This window comes from Planococcus chinensis, assembly GCF_042681545.1.
GTDB lineage: Bacteria > Bacillota > Bacilli > Bacillales_A > Planococcaceae > Planococcus > Planococcus chinensis.
This window is the reverse complement of record NZ_JBHUFW010000012.1, coordinates 1-19,605: the sequence shown is the minus strand read 5'-3', so window position 1 is coordinate 19,605 and position 19,605 is coordinate 1. Positions and strand designations below refer to the sequence as shown.

Annotated in this window: 20 protein-coding genes, 7 tRNA genes and 1 rRNA gene; 2 read left to right on the top strand and 26 right to left on the bottom strand. The window is 51.1% G+C overall.

Annotated features, from left to right (window positions below; all coding sequences use genetic code 11):
• The first annotated feature begins 112 nt into the window (after window positions 1-112).
• Window positions 113-481, top strand: a complete 369-nt coding sequence (locus ACFSDB_RS15540; RefSeq protein WP_377340550.1) for a DUF3899 domain-containing protein — start codon at window positions 113-115, stop codon at window positions 479-481.
• A gap of 32 nt (window positions 482-513) precedes the next feature.
• Here ACFSDB_RS15540 and ACFSDB_RS15535 read toward each other — a convergent pair whose 3' ends face one another.
• From ACFSDB_RS15535 to ACFSDB_RS15450, 18 genes are all read right to left on the bottom strand, one after another.
• Window positions 514-960 carry a GNAT family N-acetyltransferase gene (locus tag ACFSDB_RS15535; RefSeq protein WP_204892906.1) on the bottom strand — a complete coding sequence of 149 codons (447 nt, stop codon included), beginning with the start codon at window positions 958-960 and terminating at the stop codon, window positions 514-516.
• Between the two features lie 66 nt (window positions 961-1,026).
• Window positions 1,027-2,172 carry a GNAT family N-acetyltransferase gene (locus ACFSDB_RS15530; RefSeq protein ID WP_204892907.1) on the bottom strand — a complete coding sequence of 382 codons (1,146 nt, stop codon included), beginning with the start codon at window positions 2,170-2,172 and terminating at the stop codon, window positions 1,027-1,029.
• Window positions 2,169-2,738, bottom strand: coding sequence for a histidine phosphatase family protein (locus tag ACFSDB_RS15525; protein WP_204892908.1), 570 nt, complete (start codon window positions 2,736-2,738; stop codon window positions 2,169-2,171). Before ACFSDB_RS15525 ends, ACFSDB_RS15530 begins: the two co-directional genes overlap by 4 nt.
• A 23-nt stretch (window positions 2,739-2,761) precedes the next feature.
• Window positions 2,762-3,547, bottom strand: coding sequence for a hypothetical protein (locus ACFSDB_RS15520; protein ID WP_204892909.1), 786 nt, complete (start codon window positions 3,545-3,547; stop codon window positions 2,762-2,764).
• A gap of 78 nt (window positions 3,548-3,625) precedes the next feature.
• On the bottom strand, window positions 3,626-4,054 hold the full coding sequence (locus tag ACFSDB_RS15515) for an NUDIX hydrolase (RefSeq protein ID WP_204892910.1): 429 nt from the start codon (window positions 4,052-4,054) through the stop codon (window positions 3,626-3,628).
• A 55-nt stretch (window positions 4,055-4,109) separates the two neighbouring features.
• Window positions 4,110-4,247, bottom strand: coding sequence for a hypothetical protein (locus tag ACFSDB_RS15510; protein WP_204892911.1), 138 nt, complete (start codon window positions 4,245-4,247; stop codon window positions 4,110-4,112).
• Between the two features lie 185 nt (window positions 4,248-4,432).
• Complete coding sequence (locus ACFSDB_RS15505) at window positions 4,433-5,851, bottom strand: purine-cytosine permease family protein (protein WP_204892912.1); 1,419 nt, start codon at window positions 5,849-5,851, stop codon at window positions 4,433-4,435.
• 401 nt (window positions 5,852-6,252) lie between these two features.
• Window positions 6,253-6,651, bottom strand: coding sequence for a RidA family protein (locus ACFSDB_RS15500; RefSeq protein ID WP_204892913.1), 399 nt, complete (start codon window positions 6,649-6,651; stop codon window positions 6,253-6,255).
• Window positions 6,652-6,693: 42 nt separating this feature from the next.
• The gene (locus ACFSDB_RS15495; protein ID WP_204892914.1) at window positions 6,694-7,362 is read right to left on the bottom strand and encodes a Type 1 glutamine amidotransferase-like domain-containing protein; all 669 of its coding nucleotides are present in this window, start codon (window positions 7,360-7,362) and stop codon (window positions 6,694-6,696) included.
• A gap of 460 nt (window positions 7,363-7,822) precedes the next feature.
• A complete protein-coding gene (gene glmS, locus ACFSDB_RS15490) occupies window positions 7,823-9,625 on the bottom strand; it encodes a glutamine--fructose-6-phosphate transaminase (isomerizing) (RefSeq protein WP_204892915.1) in 1,803 nt (600 codons plus the stop codon).
• Window positions 9,626-10,319: 694 nt separating this feature from the next.
• Entirely contained in the window at window positions 10,320-11,669 is a 1,350-nt protein-coding gene (glmM, locus tag ACFSDB_RS15485) for a phosphoglucosamine mutase (protein ID WP_204892916.1), read from the bottom strand.
• A gap of 85 nt (window positions 11,670-11,754) precedes the next feature.
• Entirely contained in the window at window positions 11,755-12,759 is a 1,005-nt protein-coding gene (locus tag ACFSDB_RS15480; RefSeq protein ID WP_204892917.1) for a CdaR family protein, read from the bottom strand.
• Window positions 12,752-13,591, bottom strand: coding sequence for a diadenylate cyclase CdaA (cdaA, locus tag ACFSDB_RS15475; protein WP_204892934.1), 840 nt, complete (start codon window positions 13,589-13,591; stop codon window positions 12,752-12,754). The genes ACFSDB_RS15480 and cdaA overlap by 8 nt, the downstream gene beginning before the upstream one ends.
• Window positions 13,592-13,761: 170 nt before the next feature.
• Window positions 13,762-14,388, bottom strand: a complete 627-nt coding sequence (locus ACFSDB_RS15470; RefSeq protein ID WP_204892918.1) for an anti-sigma factor family protein — start codon at window positions 14,386-14,388, stop codon at window positions 13,762-13,764.
• Window positions 14,389-14,400: 12 nt separating this feature from the next.
• Window positions 14,401-14,964, bottom strand: coding sequence for an RNA polymerase sigma factor SigW (gene sigW, locus ACFSDB_RS15465; protein ID WP_204892919.1), 564 nt, complete (start codon window positions 14,962-14,964; stop codon window positions 14,401-14,403).
• A gap of 169 nt (window positions 14,965-15,133) precedes the next feature.
• Window positions 15,134-16,042 carry an arginase gene (rocF, locus tag ACFSDB_RS15460; RefSeq protein WP_204892920.1) on the bottom strand — a complete coding sequence of 303 codons (909 nt, stop codon included), beginning with the start codon at window positions 16,040-16,042 and terminating at the stop codon, window positions 15,134-15,136.
• Window positions 16,043-16,112: 70 nt separating this feature from the next.
• Complete coding sequence (locus tag ACFSDB_RS15455) at window positions 16,113-16,670, bottom strand: GNAT family N-acetyltransferase (RefSeq protein WP_204892921.1); 558 nt, start codon at window positions 16,668-16,670, stop codon at window positions 16,113-16,115.
• A 15-nt stretch (window positions 16,671-16,685) separates the two neighbouring features.
• On the bottom strand, window positions 16,686-17,567 hold the full coding sequence (locus tag ACFSDB_RS15450) for a LysR family transcriptional regulator (protein WP_204892922.1): 882 nt from the start codon (window positions 17,565-17,567) through the stop codon (window positions 16,686-16,688).
• A 103-nt stretch (window positions 17,568-17,670) separates the two neighbouring features.
• Here ACFSDB_RS15450 and ACFSDB_RS15445 point away from each other — a divergent pair, with 103 nt between their 5' ends.
• On the top strand, window positions 17,671-18,750 hold the full coding sequence (locus ACFSDB_RS15445) for a citrate/2-methylcitrate synthase (protein ID WP_204892923.1): 1,080 nt from the start codon (window positions 17,671-17,673) through the stop codon (window positions 18,748-18,750).
• Between the two features lie 71 nt (window positions 18,751-18,821).
• Here ACFSDB_RS15445 and ACFSDB_RS15440 read toward each other — a convergent pair.
• The 8 genes from ACFSDB_RS15440 to rrf all read right to left on the bottom strand — a co-directional run.
• Window positions 18,822-18,894, bottom strand: a tRNA-Ala gene (locus tag ACFSDB_RS15440).
• A 31-nt stretch (window positions 18,895-18,925) separates the two neighbouring features.
• Window positions 18,926-18,998 (bottom strand) — tRNA-Lys (locus tag ACFSDB_RS15435).
• A 10-nt stretch (window positions 18,999-19,008) separates the two neighbouring features.
• A tRNA-Gln gene (locus tag ACFSDB_RS15430) sits at window positions 19,009-19,083 on the bottom strand.
• Window positions 19,084-19,099: 16 nt separating this feature from the next.
• Window positions 19,100-19,183 (bottom strand) — tRNA-Tyr (locus ACFSDB_RS15425).
• A 26-nt stretch (window positions 19,184-19,209) separates the two neighbouring features.
• Window positions 19,210-19,285, bottom strand: a tRNA-Val gene (locus tag ACFSDB_RS15420).
• A gap of 5 nt (window positions 19,286-19,290) precedes the next feature.
• A tRNA-Glu gene (locus ACFSDB_RS15415) sits at window positions 19,291-19,365 on the bottom strand.
• Window positions 19,366-19,414: 49 nt separating this feature from the next.
• A tRNA-Thr gene (locus tag ACFSDB_RS15410) sits at window positions 19,415-19,487 on the bottom strand.
• Window positions 19,488-19,523: 36 nt separating this feature from the next.
• Window positions 19,524-19,605: ribosomal RNA gene (gene rrf / locus ACFSDB_RS15405) — 5S ribosomal RNA — on the bottom strand; the annotation flags it as partial.

Here is a 19,605-nt window from a genome sequence, read left to right as displayed (position 1 = left end):
TAATTCTTTTTAATCATAATAGTATTTCACTTATTAGGCAACAAGATATTTAAATTTTCTAAAACTAGACATGCGTGTTAATCTATAAATATACAAAGAAAGGAACGTTTCTATGACTTCAAGAGCAGGCATTCTAATAATTTCTCTTTTCTTCTCGATTTTATTGTCTTTTCTCATGGATTCGCCTTGGACGGTACTGAAATGGCTGGATGCCGTTTTTCTGGTCGGGCTTTTCCTGCTGATGGCTTCAGCAGTGATGGCATTGATCGAAGGGCGCTTTTTTGACGCGTTCGTTCATAGCACAAAAAACTTTTTCGCAAAAGTAAATAAAAAAGAACAGCTCATCCGCGAAAGTGAGCGGCGCCAGGAAAACCTGCACGGCTATGCGCGCTCGTTCCCGATACGGAAAAGCTTGTTCTTTGCCGGGCTCTTGATGAGCCTCTTTAGCCTGATCCTGTCTGCCGCCCTTTATTATTCGTAGAAAAAACCTTCAGCCTTTTCAGGCTGAAGGTTTTATTTTGTGCATTCCCAATAGACCATTCCTTGGTCCCTTCCGGTTTCGCGCATGCCAAGTTTCTGAAGGACTTTAATCGAAGCTGTGTTGTCTGCCAGGCATTCGGCAATCACTTTGGTTGCCCCGCCCGTGGTGAATGCCCACTCGATAAGCGCTTCCACCGCCTCCGTTGCCAGTCCTTGATTCTGTTCGGCGGGTACGATGCCATATCCCACTTCGACCACGCCCTCCGGATCCGGTCTGCCTTTAAATCCGAGGTCGCCGACCGGCTTGCCATTGTCTTGGCGAATGGCGAGCCAGACGCCCCATCCCTTGAGCTCCGGATTTTCTTTCAGTTCTTTTAAATGTCCTTCGATATGCGGTCCTGTTTCATACCGGCCAGAATATGCTTCGTGGATTTCTTCTGTAAAAGGAAGCAAAGCAAGCCGCTGTGTTTTGATTTCCATGGTGTTCTCCTTTAAAGGTAATGTTTTAATCCTCTTTTTTGTAGAAAAGCCACCCATGACCTTACGTCATAGTCTGTCACCTTGCAAGCGCTTCGCCATCAAGTAATTTCTGAGCCTGATGCCTTGCCGCTCCACGGATTGCTCCCTGATGATGCGATAGCCGCGGTGCAAGAAGAACGGCTTTGCTGTGATGCTTGCTTCGGTATGGATTTCGCTTTCCCCTTGGCTCCCGGCTTCCCACTCGGCATGGTCCATGAGCCGGCTTGCGATGCCTTGCCGCTGATAGTCCCGGTGGACATAGAGCCGGTCCAAATAGCCGCCTTTCGCCAAATCGCAGAAGCCGACAATTTTTCCGCCTACTCTGGCGACGAATGTGGCGTTCCGTGATAGAGAAACACGCCATTGCTCCGCTTTTTCCGCCTGCTGCCCTTCCGGTGCCCACACGGCCAACTGGTCCGAAGAATAATCAGACGCATTTACCGAGTGGACGGTTCCGTAAAACAGCTCGACCAGTTCTTCTGCATCTTCTTGTTTGAACGGTTCGATGCGAAGCTGGAGTCTTTCCAGAACCTTCGGCAATTCGCCCAGATCGTCAATCACATAATCCGCATTTGCCGCTTCATACTGCGGATCCCTTTTCCATACACTGGCCATGCCCACGGCTTTTGCCGCTTCGACGTCGTTTGCCGGGTGGTCGCCGACATAAACCGCTTCATGCGGCTCGACCTCGAGCGCTTCGAGTGCTTTGATAAAAATGCGCGGGTCGGGTTTGGAGACCCCTTCAATTCCCGACACCAGCACAACATCAAAATACGGTTCGATGCCAAGAGCGCGGATGCTGCTGAGCTGCAGTCCACCCGGCCCGTTCGTGATGATGCCGAGCCGGAACGAGCGGTGCTTCAACTCTGCCAGCATGTCTCGGAGCCCCGCAAAAGGCACGCAATGATCTTGAAAACAGCTGACATAGTCTTCGAGCAGTATTTCCCAGGAAATACTTTCGATGGCGAATTCGCTCGCCAGCTGTTGGTAAACTTCGTCTTTCCAGCGGTATCCCCGTGCGTCCAATTCGATGAACCGCTTCCTGTATTGCTCTTTCGGAACATGCCCGAGATGCGCTTGCAGCCGCTCGTACTGGTTCTCGACAAATAATACGAGAGAGGCGTCGCGGTCCAGGAGCGTACCGTCCAGATCAAAAAGCACCGCTTTGATCATGGACCGGCCACCGTTATTCCGATACGTTCCACGCCTGCAAGCTCCACGCCATCAAAACGCAGGCAGTAGATGTCCGGCATCGCAAGCTCCCGCCAGAATTCCACGCCGTAGCGGCTGTCGAAATGATTCATCACGAGTACCATAAGATTGCCATGTGTGCCAATCGCAATTCGCTCTCCGGGATAGCGTTCCAGTACTTCAAGTGCAGCCGCAACGCCTCTTGCTTTTGCTTCGCGGTTGGATTCACCGCCCTGGAAGGCATAGTCCTCGTCGCTCCACACTTTCGCGATCGCCGCTGCAAAATCATCGACCGGCCCTTCACTGAGCTGCCGCTCCCGGAACCCTTCCATCAGCTCAATTCCGCTGCCAACGGAACGGGCTAGCGGTTCTACAGTTTGGACGGCCCGCTTGTACGGGCTTGAAAGCACCCGGCTGATCCTTTCATTTTCCAGCACTTCTTTCACGTGCTGTGCATCAGCATACCCGCTTTCTGACAAGGGGCGCTCCCGTTCATCCGGCGTGTAAACCGAATGCGCATGGCGAATAAAATACAATCGTGTTTCCACTGTTTTTCCCACTTTCTGCTCTTTCATTCAGTTTCCATTATATTATCTTGCTTGATTCCTTTTTTGTAGATTTCCAGCGCTTCTTTCAGAAATTGCCGGTCAAAGCCGGCCTTCTCATGGATCCGTTCGACCCATTCATCCAACGTCGACACCGGGGCATCCCGGAACAAGCCTTCGCTCGTGCTCAGGAAGCTTTCCCAATGCTCGAATTCCCAATGGGCAGTTTCCGCTTTGTAGGGGATGCGGACTTCGAGCAATGCTTTCGGGTAGATATGGCGCTGGGAAAATTCTGCAGCTCGCCAAAACGCATCATCATCCACCGGTTCCAGCTCATAGGTCTGCTCCGACGCTTTCCCGCCGGGCCGGTGATAGACGATGTTCACACTTCTTCCTGCCGGGAAAATCTCTACTTCCGCTGCCGGGAAAAAACCAGCCAGCTTTCCGCTCCGAAAAGCCGGGGCGCTGCCGTCCACCAGGATCGGCTGCAGCCACTGGTCGCCGATGTCGCATAAATAGCGCCAGCCCTGTGCATCTTCTGCAACCACTGCAGCGTGGGCTTCCATGGTCCCTAAATCACTGCCTACCCCGTATGCACGGACGCCTTCTTTCCGGAATTCATTCAGCAGCCAGAGCGCCAAATCAAAACAATTCCCCGTATTGCCGTAGCGCTGCCGGTGCTCTTTCATCATTTCGACGCTGCGCTGCTTGCTTTCCCCTGCCCGCGGATAAAACCAGGCTTTCGTCAGTGTCTCCATCGGAAACCCGTCAAAACGCCGCCACACAGCTAGTATATTTTCGGGTGCTTGCATGCTGCCACCTTCTTTTTCGGATGATATGTATGATTTCGTTTCCCGGCTTTTGCATTCCTTCAATCAACCTATTGGTTTTCAAACAGAGTTCAGCTTAAAGCCCTTTTCCAATCGGCTTGCAAGATATTTCCGGTCCTCGGGATAGACAAGCGGCAACGACTTCACTTCCTGGAGCGGCTTCCAGCCGATCTCACGGACCAGGTTGTCCGGGTCCTGCAGCTCTGCTTGGCCGCCGATCGCTTCCATCAGAAAATAATGCACCTCGTAAGCGATGCCAAGATGTTCGTATTCCCCGCTTTTCACCCGAAGCTTCTCCAGGACCCGAGCGAGGTATCCCGTTTCTTCCGCCATCTCCCGAACCGCACATTGCTCCACCGTTTCCGGAGGCTCTACCCCGCCTGCCGGAACCGTCCAGGCACTTCCGCCGCCTGCTATCTCTTCACGAACCATCAACATTTCATTGCGGTCATTCACACAAATCCCCGCCGCTCCTGTCCACTTCTCCACCCGACCACCCGCCCTTCTAATTTTCCTTTTAAAAACACAGCTTTGCTGCTGCCTTTCAGCCCGCCACCAAACGGACGACCCATACAAAAAGGAACATCACTGCGCTGACAATCAGGACGCCGGCTAGAAAATAGGAGAACCCGCCTAATATGTCATGAATGGCTCCTGCCAAATCATCAATAAACGCTCTCATCGGTTTTGCCTCACCTTCTAAATACCTTTCTGTATTTATTTCGGGATGCAACGAAGAAAGTCCTTCCATATTAAGGGTACCACCCCACAAAAAGGCCGCTGCTTTTATTCCCATAAAAAAATCCGGCCGCTGCACAAGCAGGGCCGGATCTATAGTTTATTCTTTTATCCGTCTTTCGTTTCCGTTCAGGCAATGTAATCTTCCTTGGGAATATCGGTCGCTTCCTTCACCATATAGAAGCGGCCTTTCGTCAGCACAGCCAATGCCGCCGTCATGAGGGCTGCCAGAATGGCTGCGAAAAAAGCTGCCGTGCTTTGCAGGAATGTCCCCATGAAGCCGAGTGCCGCCATGGTGCCCAGTACGCTTGGCACGATGAGCGAAACGACGCCGACCGGATTCCATTTATGGAGATTCTCCTGCCGGGATTCGTAATAGCCCGGACCGATTTTCAGCCATTTCTTCACAACCAGCGCATCGGTTACCAGAATCGATGCCCACGTCATCAGCGCGACCCCCTGGAATGTCATCGCCGTCGCCAGATGGTCCACAATGCCGCCAAGCATGAAAATCATGGCGACCAGGCCGGCAACCACCACCCAGAAGCGGCGCCCCGGCGTGAAATTGAACATGTTTTCAAAAAAGCTCGAGAGCGAAAGCGAGCTGCTGTAAATATTCGTGATGTTGATGCGGATTTGCGTCAGCATTGTAAACAACACGCCGCCGAGGCCCAATAGCACGACGATGTACACGCCCGGGTTGGACTCGCCTAACGTCACTCCGAACCAGATGCCGAGGCCGCCCATGACGCCGAAGCAGAAAATCTGGGGAATAAAACCGATCGCGAACGAGCCGATCTTCAGGTCTTTCGGTTTTAAAAAGCGCGCGTAATCGGAAGCGATTAGCGCTGTGAGGCCCATGATGCCATGCTGCATGCCGATGCACAGCAGCAATGCCGTCCCTCCGACTTGGACGCCTTCGGGCATATAGGTCCAGAAGCTGCCTTCATAAAGGGAAGGCCGGTTGAACGCGACAACAATCGCGGCCACCAGGAAAATTCCGAACAGCGGCAGCGACCATTTCTGCAATTTGTCCAATTGCTTGATGCCGAACCAGTTCAACGGAATGACGACCGAGCCGAACACGACGATCAGAATCCACATAGGGATTGCGGGGAAATAAGCATGTACAGCTGCCACAAGGATCATGCCTTCGAATGCACAGTACATGATGAAATTGGATGCGTAGATTAAGGAGGTGAGTGAGGCCCCGATGTAACCGAATCCTCCGCGGGAAAGCAGATTGACGTTCATTCCGGATTTTGCTGATAGGTAGACGATGATCGTTCCGAGCACACCTGCCACCCCAATGGCATAAACGGCTGAAATGATGGCGTTTACCGCTCCGAATTGCAATGCCATGACACTGCCCATCTGAAAATAGAAAATGGCGGTGGCGATGCCGAAGGTGATATTGGTGATGCTCAACCAGCCCATCTTCCGCTCTTCTCTCGGTACGCGGTCGAACGTATAGTCGCCGCTGGTTTCTTCTTGGTGTCTAAAGCCGGTTTCGTTCAATTCCTGATCTGCAGTAATGTCAGATCTCATGTGATCCTCTTCCTTTCATTTACGGGTATTTCCGTTCACCTCGCCTTTTTTATTTTGAGCGTTAACGAAAAAGCTGCTTGCCTGATGGTTTAGCTTGGTAAGTGTTTTTAGGCTGTGGAGGGTGCCTATTCGTAGTGGAGTCAGGAGCTGAAAAAGCGGATAGAGCGAGCTCAACCTTAGCGCTGAAAATAAAAAAAAGCGAATTTCTCCCTTGCTGGCCATATCAGGCTGCAAAGAATAAATCACGGACTTTTTTATTTTAACATAATTTTCTCCTTTTTAGTGATTTTCTTCGCCAATTCTTACTAATGGACTAGGGATGAGACTTAGGTCAATCTCTTTTGACTTTACCCAAAAAAGTACCGGGCAGCTCTTTTGCTGTCCGGTGCCGAGTTTCACTTTTAAGGCTTTGCTGCCCAGATTTCGATTTCCACTTTTATTTCCGGCAGCCCGAGCTGCACCAGATAGCCGATCGTCATCGCCGGGAAGTCATCACCGAACAAATCGCGCCATTCCGCGTTCATCCATTCCCAATCGATTTTCTCGGTTGCCCAGATGTTCACTTTGACAATATGGCCGGCTTCCAGCGCTTCTGCTGCCAACAACGCTTTGATGTTCTTGAACGTGTTGCTGATTTGCCGGTTCATGCTGTCCGGAAAGCTGCCGGCTTCGTCCATCCCTACCTGCCCGGAAGCTACATACCATTCCGCATTTCTTGGAATTTTGGTGATGTGTGTGTAGTTGCCGACAGGCCCCGGCATGTTTTCAGGGTTTCTTCTCGTTATTTTTTCATTTTCCATTGCGGCTGCCTCGCTTTCTGATTAAAAAAGAGCCCAGTAATATCAAGGCGAAAACATCTTCCATTGTCCTTCGGAAATAACTTCAATCGAACCATCGGCCACTTTGATGGCGGTTTGATCATCCATCGCATACGCCGGCCCCTGTATCCCGGCAGCCCATCTCTCTGCGTTAGCCAGGGTGTTTTCGGGCAGCATCTCATTTTCAAGATGCGGAAAGATGGAAAAATCGACCATCTTCATTGCGCTATCACTCCCGCCCGGTGGAGCCCAGCCAATGAAATCTTCCCCGATACGGGGCGCCATCACCATACTGCCTGCACTCATTCCCACATAAACTGCATTCAGCGACGGCAAGAGTTCTGCCAGGCCGGATTGGCGCATCCAATGGGCTAGATAGAGGGCATCGCCGCCCGCCACCAGCAGGACGTCCGTCTCCTGTACCAGCGGCACCCACCGCTCTTGATCGATGCTTGGCAGAGCCGTGAGCTCAAGTATGCCAACCGACTTCCAACCCAGGTTAACCATCGGGTTCTCGGAATTCCCGCTGATGAACTCCCAGGTTTTGATGCCAGGACCGACCCAAGGATGTCCATACATCGCGGTAGGAATGCAAAGAGCGGTGGAGTCGGCAATTGGTTTTCCCAGCATTTCAACCAGCGCGTTGTGTATGCTTTTGTTCGTGACACCTGCAGATGTAAGCAGCAATTTCATAGATCCAACTCCTTGTTATAAGGTAACATCATTAAAAGGTTTCATGCTTTAAAAATCAATCTTGAATTTGGGAATAAATTAAAAATACTCTTCATACACCTTTCTTGGTTCCTCGGCCAATAATTATAAAGTGTACAACTTAGCAGCTTCTTCTACCGGCTTTTAAAAATCGGAATTTCCCTTCCCAATTTAATAGGGCACGCAGCTATTACGATTTCTTTATCATTAGTTCGCTAATCAATTGAAAAATCCTGTTTATGAAATTAATTAGAAATTGAACCAGAAGCCATCGATAAAATTCCGCACTTATAAATCTCCCAAAATAACAAAAAAGACGTTCGCAACAGTGGCAACCCACTTTACGAACGTCCTCTTATTTCCACCCATATTTACGAACGGAAAGATCCGTTCAACGTTACGGGCTTCACTTTACCCAATTAATAGGAAAGCACTTGTTTCTTTACTCAACCGTAACCGATTTAGCCAGGTTACGCGGCTTGTCTACGTCGCAATCGCGGTGAAGCGCTGCGTAGTAGGAGATCAATTGCAATGGGATGACCGATACAAGCGGTGTCAGCAATTCATGGACTTTCGGAAGCACCAGGCGGTCGCCGTCTTCCTGCAAGCCTTCCATAGAAATGATGCACGGGTTTGCTCCGCGTGCTGCCACTTCTTTAACGTTTCCGCGGATGTTCAAGTTTACCGCTTCTTGCGTTGCAAGGGCGATGACCGGTGTGCCTTCTTCGATCAAAGCGATGGTGCCGTGCTTCAATTCGCCGCCGGCAAACCCTTCCGCTTGGATATACGAAATCTCTTTCAGCTTCAATGCGCCTTCAAGGCCGACAAAGTAATCCATGACGCGGCCGATGAAGAAGCAATTGCGTGTTGTTGACAGGAATTCACGCGCAATCTCTTCCATTTCATCTTTCATGTCGACTTGCGCCTGGATCGCATTCGCGACAATTCCAAGTTCCTGGATTAGGTCAAAGCCGATATCGATGCCTTTGGACTCTGCTGTGACAGCCCCAAGAATCGACAGGACAGCAATTTGCGCCGTATACGCTTTTGTCGAAGCAACCGCGATTTCCGGTCCTGCATACAGAAGAAGCGTATAGTCCGCTTCACGCGAAAGCGTTGAGCCAGCTACGTTTGTAATAGTCAAAGAAGGATGGCCCAGTTCTTTGATTTTCACAAGCACCTGGCGGCTGTCAGCTGTCTCGCCTGATTGCGAGATGAAGATGAACAACGGTTTTTCGGAAAGCAACGGCATGTTGTAGCCGAATTCGCTTGAAACGTGGACTTCGACTGGAATGCCCGCCATTTTCTCGATATATTCCTTGCCGATCAACCCAGCATGGTAGCTTGTCCCTGCAGCGATAATGTGGATGCGGTCCGCCTCTTTCATCGCTTCCAGGATTTCCGGCTGGATCGTCAATTTGTCGTCGCCGTTTTGGTAAGCTTGGACGATTTTGCGCATCACTGCCGGCTGCTCGTCGATTTCTTTCAGCATGTAATGCGGGTACGTGCCTTTTTCGATGTCGCTCATGTCGATTTCAGCTTTAAATGGCGCACGTTCGATGACTTCGCCTTCCAATGTGGAGATTTCCACGCTTTCTTTGCGCACGATGACGATTTCCTTGTCCATCAATTCGACGAACTGGTCTGTCACTTGAAGCATCGCCATGGCGTCGCTTGCTACGACGTTAAAGCCGTCGCCCAGGCCGACTAGCAGCGGGCTCTTGTTTTTCGCTACAAAAATCGTCTGTGCTTCTTCAGCGTCCAACAACGCGATTGCGTATGAACCCTTCAGAAGCGTCAATGTTTTGCTGAATGCTTCTTTCGTCGTCATGCCTTCGTCGACAAATTTGCCGATCAACTGAACGATGACTTCTGTATCCGTATCCGACTCCATTTCCACGCCAGCCAGGTAGTCGCGCTGCAAGTGGTGGTAGTTCTCGATGACGCCGTTATGGACGATGGTGAACCGGTCCGACGTGTTCTGATGCGGGTGGGCATTCACTTTGTTCGGCTTGCCGTGAGTAGCCCAGCGCGTATGCCCGATTCCTGTCGTGCCGACTACGTCATCTGAAACGATGGCGCGCAAGTCTGCAATACGCCCTTTTTCTTTGAATACGGTAATGCCTTCCCCGTTGCGGACTGCAATACCCGCTGAATCATACCCGCGGTATTCCAAACGCTCCAATCCTTTTAATAGGATCTCTTTTGAATCATTTTCACCGATATATCCGACAATTCCACACATGATTAAATTCCTCCAATTTTTTCTGCAAGTTAAAATAAGCATTTGCATGCGTTCGCAAACACTTTGCTGAGCCTATCCGCACCGTTGTACAGCAGATTGCTCCACTGCTTTAAATGCTGGATATAACGACCGGGCTTCGCGGCCGGGAGGTATCCGCCGAAATCTCGATACTCCTCCTCCTCGTCTACTGGAAAATGACTTGTCCGTCCGATTTCCCCAGTACAGGCGCTTTAACTATTTTCCTCGTACGCATTACTATCCCCCTTTTTCTGCGGCCTTAAACAGGCAATTTCATCATACCTTCTCCCCTATATGAAGTCAATGAACGCCCTTTAAAATGAGCCTTAAGGCAAATCAGAAATACCGTTTTGCCTCTGTAAGCGCTGACAATGGCTTTTCAGAGCTTTTTTCACAGGTTTTTCTCCTTTGAACCATCTTCCGCGCAACCAATTGAAAGCCATTTTCTGCATAAGAAAAACAGGCTGAAAGTCATGCTTTCAGCCTGTTTTTTATTCTATATTAGATGACCAAACGAATTTAAGATTATATGCCGCTTCGGCCGCTTTGGGCATGGCCTTCGCCCAGCCCATGGACGCGCCGGCGCTGGTTTCGCTCTTTAAAACTTGTCCCTTTATCCGTTTTAGTAGTGCTATCTGAGATATGGAGCAAAACAGCGAAGACGTTTGCGCTTTTCTTACTTCATACCCATTTCTGCACGGACGACTTCTGCGATGCGCTCAACGTACTCTTCGCATGCTTCTGCAGAAGCGGCTTCCACCATCACGCGCACCAGCGGCTCAGTGCCGGACGGGCGGACAAGGACACGGCCATTGCCGTTCATTTCCGCTTCCACTTCAGCGATCTTTGCTGCCACTTTGGCGTTGTCCGTAACAGCATGCTTGTCTGTTACGCGGATGTTGACGAGTTTCTGCGGGAAGATCGTCATTTCCCCTGCAAGTTCCGATAGCTTCTTGCCGGTAACCTTCATGATGTTCACGAGCTGGAGGCCGGTGAGCAAGCCGTCGCCTGTCGTATTGTAATCAAGGAAGATGATGTGGCCGGACTGTTCGCCGCCCAGGTTGTACTCATTCTTCTTCATTTCTTCTACGACGTAGCGGTCGCCGACAGCGGTCTGCTTGCTTTCCATGCCATGCTCTTCGAGCGCTTTATAAAAGCCCATATTGCTCATGACGGTCGATACAACGGTGTTTTTCTTCAAGCGTCCTTCAGAATGCAGGTGTTTGCCGATTATGTACATAATCTGGTCGCCGTCTACTATATTCCCTTTTTCGTCCACTGCGATCAACCGGTCGCCATCGCCGTCAAACGCGAGGCCGATGTCTGCCTGTTTCTCTTTCACCAGTTCTGCCAATTTCTCCGGATGCGTCGAGCCGACTTTGTCATTGATGTTCAAGCCGTTCGGCGATGCGCCCATTGAAGAAATATCGGCATCAAGGTCAGCGAAAACGTGTGTTGCCAGCGTCGACGTCGCACCGTGAGCACAGTCAAGCGCCACGTGGATGCCGGTGAATTCTTCGTCCACGGTCTGCTTCAAGTACTGGATGTATTTCTGGCCGCCTTCGAAATAATCGGTGATGCTGCCAAGGTCTCCGCCAGTCGGGCGCGGCAGTGTATCTTCTTCGCTGTCGAGCAGCGCTTCAATCTCCGCTTCCTGATCATCGGATAATTTAAAGCCGTCCGAGCCGAAGAACTTAATGCCGTTGTCTTCCACCGGATTGTGCGAAGCTGAAATCATGACACCCGCTTCTGCGCTCATTACGCGCGTCAGGTAGGAGACTCCCGGCGTGCTGATGATGCCGAGTCGCATCACTTCCGCTCCGACCGACAATAAGCCGGCTGCCAAAGCGCCTTCCAGCATTTCACCGGAAATCCGCGTATCGCGGCCGATTAGCACTTTCGGTTTTTCTTTCGAACTTTTTGTTAAGATATATCCGCCAAAGCGGCCAAGTTTAAATGCCAATTCCGGTGTCAATTCGCTGTTTGCGACTCCTCGGACACCATCCGTACCAAAATATTTACCCATTTTTTTCGCTCCTTCAATCTATCATCATAATCTATCTGATTTTATTTTATTTCCATGTGGCTGCTTTTCAGAAGAACTGCAGGACTCAGGACGGCTCTTCGTCCGATTCCGTACTTTCTTCAGCTTCCGGCAGCAATGCGGTGTCATCGACTGTGATGTCCGCTTCCACCGTCAGCTTCTCAGGTGTGATCCCTGTAGCGCCTTGGGGAACCTCAAGTTCCACTTCGAGCGTCGTATCCGCTTCTGTAATATCGCTGACATCGACTTCGGCCGGTATTTCTTTGATGGCATCGACGATGTTCTTCGGCCCCGAAATCTGGACCGTTTCGGTCAGCGGCGTGAGTGTATTGATGGTGATGCCCGCTCGCGGATCGCCGACCGGTTTGATAGCCAGCGGCACTTCCCTGCTGTATTCCTTGATCGTCACCGCAACTTCTACCGCTTCCGGCTCGATCGTCACATTTTCCAGTTTGGTCAAATCATTGGCCAGGACGCGCACGCGCGCTTCTGTCTGGAACGACTCCTTGATGCCTGGCTCCCCGGTAACCGTCGCTTTGACAAAACTGATCGAATCGATCACGCTTTTCGGTCCGGTGACCGTCACCGTTTTCGGCTCTGCTGAAATTTCCTCCAGCACAAAGCCGTCTGCGAGCAAGCGTTCATTCACTTCCGGGTCGATGCGGAATTCCTCCGTCACCCGTTCCTCTATCGTAATATCCACAAATGCGGGATCCATCTGCACCCTTAGCTGTTCCGAAAGGTTTTCGGTCTGGATGGGCACACGGTGCTCCCCAATCGTCAAATCGCGCAGATCCACGAACAGTGTAAAGTCTTTCAGCTGCCGCGTGGTCTGGACCGTACTCGTCGGGCCGGAAATCGTCAGGTCCACCGTTTCCGGCAAGCCGCTGACCATCAGGCTCGTATTGTCATAAAACACTTCAAGCGGAATGGCTTCCATCTCTTCTGTGATGGTGCCGCTGTCCGCCGCATCCGGGGTATCGTCTGCCGCTTTGACTGTAAAGAATAGAAGACATGCCAATAGCAGCGCCATAATCCGCAAAAACCAAGGGCTATCCATCAATTTATCCATTCTTTTTCCCCCTCCAGTTCCACCAGGAAGAATTCGCTTGCTGCTGCTGTCCATTGCCGAACCAGATCCGGCGGAGCTTCAATTCGAAATCCTCAAGGGACAGGTTGCGGTGTAAATCGCCATTGGCGGTCAAGCTGATGGCACCGGTCTCCTCTGAAACGATGATCGTGATTGCATCGGTCACTTCACTGATGCCGAGAGCCGCCCGGTGGCGGGTTCCCAGCTCCTTGGAGATGAACGGGCTTTCCGATAGAGGCAAATAGCAAGCGGCCGCGGCGATCCGGTTGCGCTGGACGATGACTGCGCCGTCGTGCAGCGGTGTGTTCGGGATGAACAGATTGATCAACAGCTCCGACGTAATATCCGAATTCATCGGGATGCCCGTTTCGATGTATTCGCTCAATCCGGTTTCCCTTTCTATGGAGATCAATGCCCCGATGCGCCGCTTGGCCATATAGCTGACGGATTTCGTCATCGCTTCGATTAGGCGGTTGCGCTCCGATTCTTCATTCAACGTGCTGCTGGCAAACAGCTTCCCGCGCCCAAGCTGCTCAAGCGCACGCCGCATTTCCGGCTGGAAGATGATGATGATGGCCAGGAAGCCCCAATTGAGCACTTGCTGCATAATCCAGCCAAGCGTCTCCAGGTTGAGCGCCTGGGTGATCAAATACGCGATAACAATAAAAAATATGCCTTTCAATAATTGAACGGCTTTCGTCCCTTTAATGATGGTGATCAATTTATAAATGACAAACCATACCAATAAAATATCAATAATGTTCACTAAAAGTTCGAGTGGTGTTTGGTCTGTAAAACTTTCCAAGAACGGCATCTGCAACCCTCGCTTTTCAACATCTGCATATAAAATAGTATAGCATAAGAACATTTCGGTTGCCCCCATAGAAAAGGAGCTGCTCCCAATTGAAAATCGGGGCAACTCCTCTGCGGCAAAGCTATTTAGGAGCAAAGGCCCTGGCCTCTGCTTTGTCTGTACACGGGCACTTATTCTTTTGCATTTCCGTCAAAGATGGAAGCCGCATCTTTCGCGCCTTCTTTGATGCGGTACCACAGCCATTCGAATGCTTGATCGATTTCTTCGACTTCACCGGTGATGACGCCGCTCGAGGCCATATACTGGCCATTGACGATGGTGACATCCCCTTGAAGCTCGCCTTCCACCCGCAGGTCGCCGTTGCGGATTGTCAGATCGCCTTTTACAAGCGTCCCTTCCGGTACAACGACCGTTTCGCCTTCCACCTGTAGATTCGGCTGCTTGGTGAACGCGAACTGCTGGTCGTCATTAAACGTGCCGAACAAGGCTCCGCTCATCAGCAGGCAGAACAAAGCGGCAGCCGTCACAAATGGATGCTGCCTGAACCAGCGCTGTGCGCTTCCCCGCTTTTTCTCTTTTGGCAGCCGCTGCATCGTCTTTTCGACAAAACCGGCAGGTGCCTGTATATGTGATGCACTTTGGACAAATGCAATCGTCTTAGTCAGTTCGTGGTAAATTTTTCGGCAGTCGCTGCAGCTTTCCAAATAGCTTTTCAGCTCTGCCTCTTCCGTACGGTTTAAATCCCCATCTAAATAATCGTCCATGAAACGGACGATTCTATCCGGACACGTAGTCATTGTGCTCGCCTCCTACAAATTGCTCAATTGCTTCCGAAGAGCTTCCCGCCCACGGTGTATACGCGTTTTAACAGTACCCAGCGGCAAATCCAAAATCTCGCTGATTTCCGCCAACGGCAATTCTTCAATATACTTTAATACGATAGCGGCACGGTACTTATCTGGCAAGCGGCTGATTTCGTATTGCACCCGCTCCTGCACTTCCATCCGCTCGAGTTCCTCTTCCGGCAGCGCGTCATCGTTCGCGATCGAGGAGTACATATTCAAGCCTTCTGTCCCCCGCACCTCTGCATCCAAATAATAATCCGGCTTTTTCTTGCGGATCCGGTCGATGCACAAATTCGTCGCGATTCGGTAAAGCCACGTGGAAAACTTCCGCTGCTGGTCAAAGGTATGCAAATTGACAAAAGCACGCGTAAACGCCTCCTGTGCGATATCTTCCGCTTCGTGCTTGTTGCCAAGCATGCGGTAACAGATTTGGTAAAGCTGGTGCTGGTACAGCTCGACAATCTCAGCGAAAGCCTGATGGTCACCCTTTAGCACTTGTTTTATTCGTTTATTGACTAAAGCATCCATGATCTCATTTCCCTCCGCCTATGCGGCTGTCTTTTATATACGGATTACTTTTCATAAAGTTTCATTTTTTTCTCTTTCTCCATCGTAACAAATCCCGCCTATAAAATCCCAGTTTCTTTGTAAATAAATGATTAAAAAAGACCACAAAAAAAACAGGCTTTCGCCTGTTTTATAGTAGTTTTTCACCTAATAGCGAGCCGATCAAGGCTACCGCTACATCTGCCGTCCGATTTTTCTCATCGAGAATCGGATTGACTTCCACGAATTCCGCAGAAGTGATGATACCTGCATCGAACAATAATTCCATCGCCAAATGGCTTTCACGGTACGTGATGCCGCCTGGCACCGGCGTGCCCACGCCTGGCGTGTACATCGGATCGATGCCGTCAAGATCAAGTGACAAATGCACTGCGTCCGTGCGACGCTTTTCTTTCAAGTACTGGATCGCGTCGTCGATGACTGCCTGCATTCCCATGCTGTCGATTTCGTGCATGCTGTAAACGCGGATGCCGCGCTCTTTGATCAATTCGCGTTCGCCCGGATCCACTGAACGGGCGCCGATGATGACGATGTTCTCCGGCTTCACTTTCGGTGAATAGCCGCGGATATGCGTCAATTGCTCGTGGCCAAGGCCGAAGCTTGCTGCCAGCGGCATGCCGTGGATGTTTCCTGATGGCGATGTATCGCTTGTGTTCATGTCCGCGTGTGCATCGTACCAGATGACGCCCAGGTTTTCATGGCGTTCCGAGATGCCGGCAAGCGTGCCGATCGCAATACTGTGATCGCCGCCGAGAACCAGCGGGAAATTGCCCGCTTCTGCCACTTCAAACACTTTTGCGCCTAATGCTTCAGTCGCATCAGTCACGACTTTCAGGTTGCGTAGATTCGTATTTTCATCGATGGATCCATCGGCATGTCCGATTTGGATGTCCCCTTCATCCGTTACCGAGTAGCCCAGGCTTTCAATGCGATCCACAACGCCCGCATAGCGGATTGCGCTTGGCCCCATGTCTACGCCGCGGCGGTTTTGCCCGTGGTCCATTGGTACACCAATTATCGAGATGTTCTTTTTATTCATTATTTTATACCCCCTTCGAAGTCTACGTTCATTGTACCTTCTAAGGTCGACTCGGCTCAACTCTACAAATTTACGTATATTTATTCATTATTCCCAACAATTTTTCTTTTACTTCCGGCCATTCCCGGTCCACAATCGAATAAAGCACTGCATCCCTCGGTTTTCCGGTCGAACGGATGCGTTCATTGCGCAGAACTCCTTCTTTAATCGCGCCGATGCGTTCGAGCGCCCTTTGGGACCGTCCGTTCTCGGCATCCGTCTTGAACTGGACGCGGATCATGCCAAGCTCTTCAAAGCAGTGCCGGAGCAGCATGAATTTCACTCCGGTATTGACGTGGCTTCGCTGCACCCGCTCCGCATAGAACGTCGACCCGATTTCGCAGCTTTTATTCGCCAAGTCAATAGATGCGATGCGGGTGGTGCCGATCACCGCGCCGGCTCCCTCTTCCACAACAAAAGCCAGCACGTCCTTCCGCCCAATCCCCGCCTCGAGCCAAGCCTCCATTTCCTCAAAACTTCCCACTTTCGTCAGCATATGTTCCAAAACCGCCGGCGTATGGAGCTCCCAAAGAGCCGGTATATCGCTTTTCTCCAATGGCCTTAAACGCACGTCTCCCAGTTCCATCATTGCTATCGCTCCTTTTTAATTGAAATGAACCCCTTGGATCCGCCTTAAGAATTCACGCTCCAACCCGCCCATTTCTTTCACAAGATAGTACGTGGAAACCTCCGGCAACCCGAACAAACCGAAATGCGCATCCATCAGCCGGCCTTCGATCAGCTCCCGGCGCACCATGGACTTCGGCAAGAACGAAACTCCTAACCCTTCCTGGATAAAACGCTTCGCGATATGCGCCTGCGTTACTTTCATCGTGCGGATGCCCGGCACTTCCCGCCGCAGCTTCAACAATAGCTCGTCCCAATACACCGGATGATGGTGTGTGAACAAAAACGCCGACTTCAGGACGGCCTCAACCGAAACCGGCGGTCCGGCTTCATCGTCGTACGCATCTCTTGGCAGGACAAACAGGAGCGGGTCGGTAAAAGCCGTTTCCTGCACTATGCTTCGGCGGAGCGACGGCAGCGCTGATAACCCGGCCGAAACTTCCCCGCCTTCAACGAGATTCTCGATGCCTTCCGACTCCTCGACACGAATGACAAGTTCGATATCCGGATGGTCTTTCGTGAAGGATTTTAGGATGTACGGCAAAACCGTTTCGGCCATGAGTGGAGAAATCGCCAATGTCCATTTTTGCCGGTAGCCCTGGGCAAATGCATGAAGCCCGTCGATGCTGTCACTCAGCTGCATGAGCACTTTTTCTGCTTCCGGCTTGAAAAGCCGTCCGGCCTCGGTCAGCGCCACCCTGTTTTTCTCCCGCTTGAAAAGCGGGATGCCAAGATGCTCTTCCAACAGCTTCACGTGGACCGTGACATTGGGTTGCGACATCAGTAAATGTTCCGCTGTCTTACGGAAATTCAAGGTCTCCGCAGCCACTACAAACGTTTTCAGCCAGGCAAGTTCCATAGAATCCTCCTCTTTAATTAATTATTTGAATTGATTCAATTATACATCTTTAATTTTTATTATCAATATGAGGATGTATGATGAAAGAAAAGGAGGAATTCATATGTTTCAGAAAGGGTTAAAGGGAGTAATTGCCGTCCAAACCAAAATTGCATCAGTCGACGGAGACCGGGGAGTGTTAAAGTACCGCGGACAGCTGGTGGATGAAGCCATCAAAGGAAAGACGTTCGAAGAAGCGGCTTATTTCCTCTGGTATGGAACCCATCCGACAAACGAGCAGAAGAAAGCGCTTGAGCGCCAACTGACAGCCTATCGCGTCTTGCCGCCTCAGGTGTCGGCGGTAGCTAAGCTGCTGCCGAAAGAGAATCCGATCATGGATAATCTGCGGACGCTCGTTTCCGCTTACAGTGAGCCAAAGTTCAACGAACTCAGCCCGGAAACCCAGGCATTGGCCTTAACTGCCGCCCTCCCCTCAATGACTGCGCTTCTATATCGCTTTAAACACGGCTGGGAGCCGGTAGAGCCGCGAAACGACTTAGGCCATACCGCGAACTTCCTTTGGATGTTAAACGGCCAGCAGCCTTCTGAAGCGCAAACTGAGGCCTTGGAAACGTATTTGAAGCTGACCATGGAACATGGCATGAACGCTTCGACGTTTGCAGCGCGTGTGACCGTCTCTACGGAGTCGGACATGGTTTCAGCCATCACGTCTGCAATCGGCACCATGAAAGGCCCGTTGCATGGGGGAGCTCCATCCGGCGTCATCGATTTGCTGGAAGAAATCAAAACGCCGGAACGCATTGAAGCGGTCATTACAGAAAAACTGGATCGCGGTGAAAAAATCATGGGCTTTGGCCACCGGATCTACCGGACGGAAGATCCAAGATCGGTTATTCTCAGGGAGAAGTGCCTAGCGCTTGAAGGCGAAGATGCGTGGCTGGACTTAGCAGTGGCTGCTGAAAAAGAGATTGTCAGGTTATTGAATTTGCACAAGCCTGGCCGGGCGCTCCATACGAACGTCGAATTTTATGCCGCTGCCATTATGCGCTCGGTCGAGATGCCGCCGGAACTGTTCACCCCGACGTTCAGCATCGCACGCATTGTCGGTTGGACCGCCCACGTACGCGAGCAGCAGGAAGATAACGTCATCTTCCGCCCGCAGTCGGAATACGTTGGAACCTAAAAAAAGCCCGCATCCAATAAAATTGGATACGGGCTTTTTACACATGGATAGTACAAATACACATGGAACAATGGAGCCTAGGGGGCTCGAACCCCTGACCTCGACGCTGCCAGCGTCGCGCTCTCCCAGCTGAGCTAAGGCCCCGCGCTGAACAGGCGCAAGGAAAAAAATGAAATGAGCCATGAAGGATTCGAACCTTCGACCCTCTGATTAAAAGTCAGATGCTCTACCAACTGAGCTAATGGCTCATAATAAAAATGGCTGGGGTACCTGGATTCGAACCAGGGCATGACGGGATCAAAACCCGTTGCCTTACCGCTTGGCTATACCCCAATGCCAAATAGAAAACTGGTGGTGGGGGGCAGATTCGAACTGCCGAACCCGAAGGAGCGGATTTACAGTCCGCCGCGTTTAGCCACTTCGCTACCCCACCGCTATTTAATTAATAGAAGAAACACATGGTGGAGGATGACGGGATCGAACCGCCGACCCTCTGCTTGTAAGGCAGATGCTCTCCCAGCTGAGCTAATCCTCCGAAAATGGTGACCCCTACGGGATTCGAACCCGTGTTACCGCCGTGAAAGGGCGGTGTCTTAACCGCTTGACCAAGGGGCCGAAATAAATTTTGCGTAACCCGTTTGCTAAAACCTTATCGGAAAACAAAAGCTTCCAACCGGGTTCGAACCGGTGACCTCTTCCTTACCATGGAAGCACTCTACCTGCTGAGCTATGGAAGCATGGCAATAGATCGTTACGGCAAAAAAATTGAAATAGACCAGCGACGTCCTACTCTCACAGGGGGAAACCCCCAACTACCATCGGCGCAAAAGAGCTTAACTTCCGTGTTCGGGATGG

Bases quoted from the DNA above. Each gene is read 5' to 3' on its own strand.
- ACFSDB_RS15450 (WP_204892922.1), bottom strand. From the start codon at position 17,567: ATGGAACTTGCCTGGCTGAAAACGTTTGTAGTGGCTGCGGAGACCTTG.
- sigW (WP_204892919.1), bottom strand. From the start codon at position 14,964: ATGGATGCTTTAGTCAATAAACGAATAAAACAAGTGCTAAAGGGTGAC.
- glmS (WP_204892915.1), bottom strand. From the start codon at position 9,625: ATGTGTGGAATTGTCGGATATATCGGTGAAAATGATTCAAAAGAGATC.
- ACFSDB_RS15520 (WP_204892909.1), bottom strand. From the start codon at position 3,547: ATGCAAGCACCCGAAAATATACTAGCTGTGTGGCGGCGTTTTGACGGG.
- ACFSDB_RS15505 (WP_204892912.1), bottom strand. From the start codon at position 5,851: ATGAGATCTGACATTACTGCAGATCAGGAATTGAACGAAACCGGCTTT.
- ACFSDB_RS15540 (WP_377340550.1), top strand. From the start codon at position 113: ATGACTTCAAGAGCAGGCATTCTAATAATTTCTCTTTTCTTCTCGATT.
- ACFSDB_RS15510 (WP_204892911.1), bottom strand. From the start codon at position 4,247: ATGAGAGCGTTTATTGATGATTTGGCAGGAGCCATTCATGACATATTA.
- ACFSDB_RS15500 (WP_204892913.1), bottom strand. From the start codon at position 6,651: ATGGAAAATGAAAAAATAACGAGAAGAAACCCTGAAAACATGCCGGGG.
- ACFSDB_RS15455 (WP_204892921.1), bottom strand. From the start codon at position 16,670: ATGATGGAACTGGGAGACGTGCGTTTAAGGCCATTGGAGAAAAGCGAT.
- ACFSDB_RS15470 (WP_204892918.1), bottom strand. From the start codon at position 14,388: ATGACTACGTGTCCGGATAGAATCGTCCGTTTCATGGACGATTATTTA.
- ACFSDB_RS15530 (WP_204892907.1), bottom strand. From the start codon at position 2,172: ATGATCAAAGCGGTGCTTTTTGATCTGGACGGTACGCTCCTGGACCGC.
- cdaA (WP_204892934.1), bottom strand. From the start codon at position 13,591: ATGCCGTTCTTGGAAAGTTTTACAGACCAAACACCACTCGAACTTTTA.
- ACFSDB_RS15535 (WP_204892906.1), bottom strand. From the start codon at position 960: ATGGAAATCAAAACACAGCGGCTTGCTTTGCTTCCTTTTACAGAAGAA.
- rocF (WP_204892920.1), bottom strand. From the start codon at position 16,042: ATGAATAAAAAGAACATCTCGATAATTGGTGTACCAATGGACCACGGG.
- ACFSDB_RS15495 (WP_204892914.1), bottom strand. From the start codon at position 7,362: ATGAAATTGCTGCTTACATCTGCAGGTGTCACGAACAAAAGCATACAC.
- glmM (WP_204892916.1), bottom strand. From the start codon at position 11,669: ATGGGTAAATATTTTGGTACGGATGGTGTCCGAGGAGTCGCAAACAGC.
- ACFSDB_RS15480 (WP_204892917.1), bottom strand. From the start codon at position 12,759: ATGGATAAATTGATGGATAGCCCTTGGTTTTTGCGGATTATGGCGCTG.
- ACFSDB_RS15445 (WP_204892923.1), top strand. From the start codon at position 17,671: ATGTTTCAGAAAGGGTTAAAGGGAGTAATTGCCGTCCAAACCAAAATT.